Origin of the sequence: Pseudoxanthobacter sp., assembly GCF_036822375.1 — a bacterium.
Taxonomy (GTDB): Bacteria; Pseudomonadota; Alphaproteobacteria; order Rhizobiales; family Segnochrobactraceae; genus Pseudoxanthobacter.
The window spans coordinates 1-1,872 of record NZ_DAISHT010000303.1 but is presented as its reverse complement, the minus strand read 5'-3'; the positions used below and the strand labels follow the sequence as shown (position 1 = coordinate 1,872).

General features: G+C 75.9%; 1 pseudogene. It reads right to left on the bottom strand.

Annotated features, from left to right (window positions below):
* Nucleotides 1-155: 155 nt before the first annotated feature.
* Nucleotides 156-1,872, bottom strand: a pseudogene (locus V7067_RS16830) (hypothetical protein); the annotation flags it as partial.

The window sequence follows — 1,872 nt, the reverse complement described above, 5'->3', positions numbered from 1 at the left end:
CTCAGGCACAGCGAGTCGGGCAGAGCCGGTGTCGGGCAAGGCCACCGCCCGCGCCGCACGCGGGTCCGCCGAAAAGAAGACCCCGCCGTCTGCAGCAAACGGCGGGGTCTGAGAAGCACAGCAGCGGTCCGGCGTCGGGCGCCGTTCCCGGCGGATCAGTCGCTGAAGAGATCGAATGCCCGCGCGAACACCGACTTGTTGGCCTTTTCGGCCGGTGCACTGGCCGGGTCCAGCACCAGCGGCGCCGAGGCCGTGGACGACTGCACCGAGGGCCGCGGCGCGGAAGTGACGGCGACCGCTTCGCCGGCCGGCACCGTCGGCTTGACGGCCGGGTCGGTGGCGGTGGTTTGCGCGGTGGCCCGCAGGCCGGCCGCATCGCCCGCCGGCGCGCGCGCCGCTGCCGAAGGCGTCGGCACCGTGGCGCCGGTCGGAACGGCCGGCACGATCGCCGGGGCGGGTGCGGATGCCGGCACCACCACCGGCGTGGCCGGCGCGGCAGCCGCGACCGGCTGGACAGCCGGCGTGGCCGCAGTGACGGGTGCGGCGGCAACGGGCGCGGCGGCGACGGGCGCGGTGGCGACGGCGGGCGCACGGGCCGCCGTCGGACGGGCCGCCACAGGCGCGGCGGCAACGGCCGGCTGCACCGCGGCAACCGGAGCGGCGACAGCCGCCGGGGCCGAAGCCGGAGCCGCAGCGGCCGGGGCGGAGGCGACCGCCCGGCCCGGACGGGGCTCGGGCAGCACGCCCGGCGCCAGACCGGTCGGCAGCGTTGCGGCGGCCGGCGCGGCCTCGCCGGCGGAGGCAACCTGCACGTCCGCGGCAGCCGGTGCTGCCTGCTCAAGCTTGCGGTTGCCGCCGAACAGACCGTCGAACCAGCCGCGCAGCATGGACGTGCCGGAGGAAGCGGTGCGGACCGGGGCAGCGGTGGCCGGCTCAGCCGGGGTTTCGGTGGCCGCGGGCTGCACCGCCGGTGCGGCCGGCGTTGCGGCGGCAGCGGCCGGCGTTGCCGTGGCGGCAGCCGGCACGCCCGCGGCGGCGACCGCGACAGCGGCCGGAACCGCGGCAGGCGCCGGCGCCGCAGAGAACAGGCCGGCTTCCGCCACGCGCGGGCGGACAACGGCGCTGTCGTCGTTTCCTCGCGTGGCCACGCGCACTTCGGCCGGGCGGCTCGTCACCGCCACCGGCGCGGCGTCGGCCGCAGCAACGGCGGCAGAACCGGCAACCGCCGCGCTCGCAACCGCGACCGCGCCTGTCGCCACAGGCACCGCAGGGGCGGCCGCCGGCACGGCGGCGGAGGCCGCCTGCGCGGTTGCCGGCACCGGACCCGCGGTCAGCACCTGCGCCACCTCGATACCGGGCGGGGCGGAAAAGCTCGTCGCATAGACCGGCGGCGAAATGCCGTCGGCAGCCGCAACCATCACGGCCGTGCCGCCGCCGTCGACCGGCCGGCGGTTGGGCAGCGGGGCCACGGCGGTCGGGCTGCGCACCTTGCCCTTGGCGCTGGCCAGCAGCACCTTGCGGGCGCGGTCGGCCTCGCGCTCGCGCTCATGGCGCATCTTCGGCAGCAGTTCGGCCACCCGCGCCTCATCGCGCTTCTGCTTAGAGGCAACGGCGATGGCCAGATCCGGGGCCGTCACGAGGGTCGGGCAATCCTTCGACGGCGACATGGCCGCCCCGTTTGCCGTCTTCGCGTCGAACACGTACTTCTTGCCGCACACGTCCACCTTCGGCACCTGACGGGTGACCTCGAAGTGGTCGTAGCCTTCCTTCAGCATGGCCCAGAACGACGCGTTCGGGTTGTCATAGTGCCGGGCGATGTTCTCCGGCGTCATGCGGAAGGGATAGGCCTGAAACTGGAATGCCTTCTGCCCG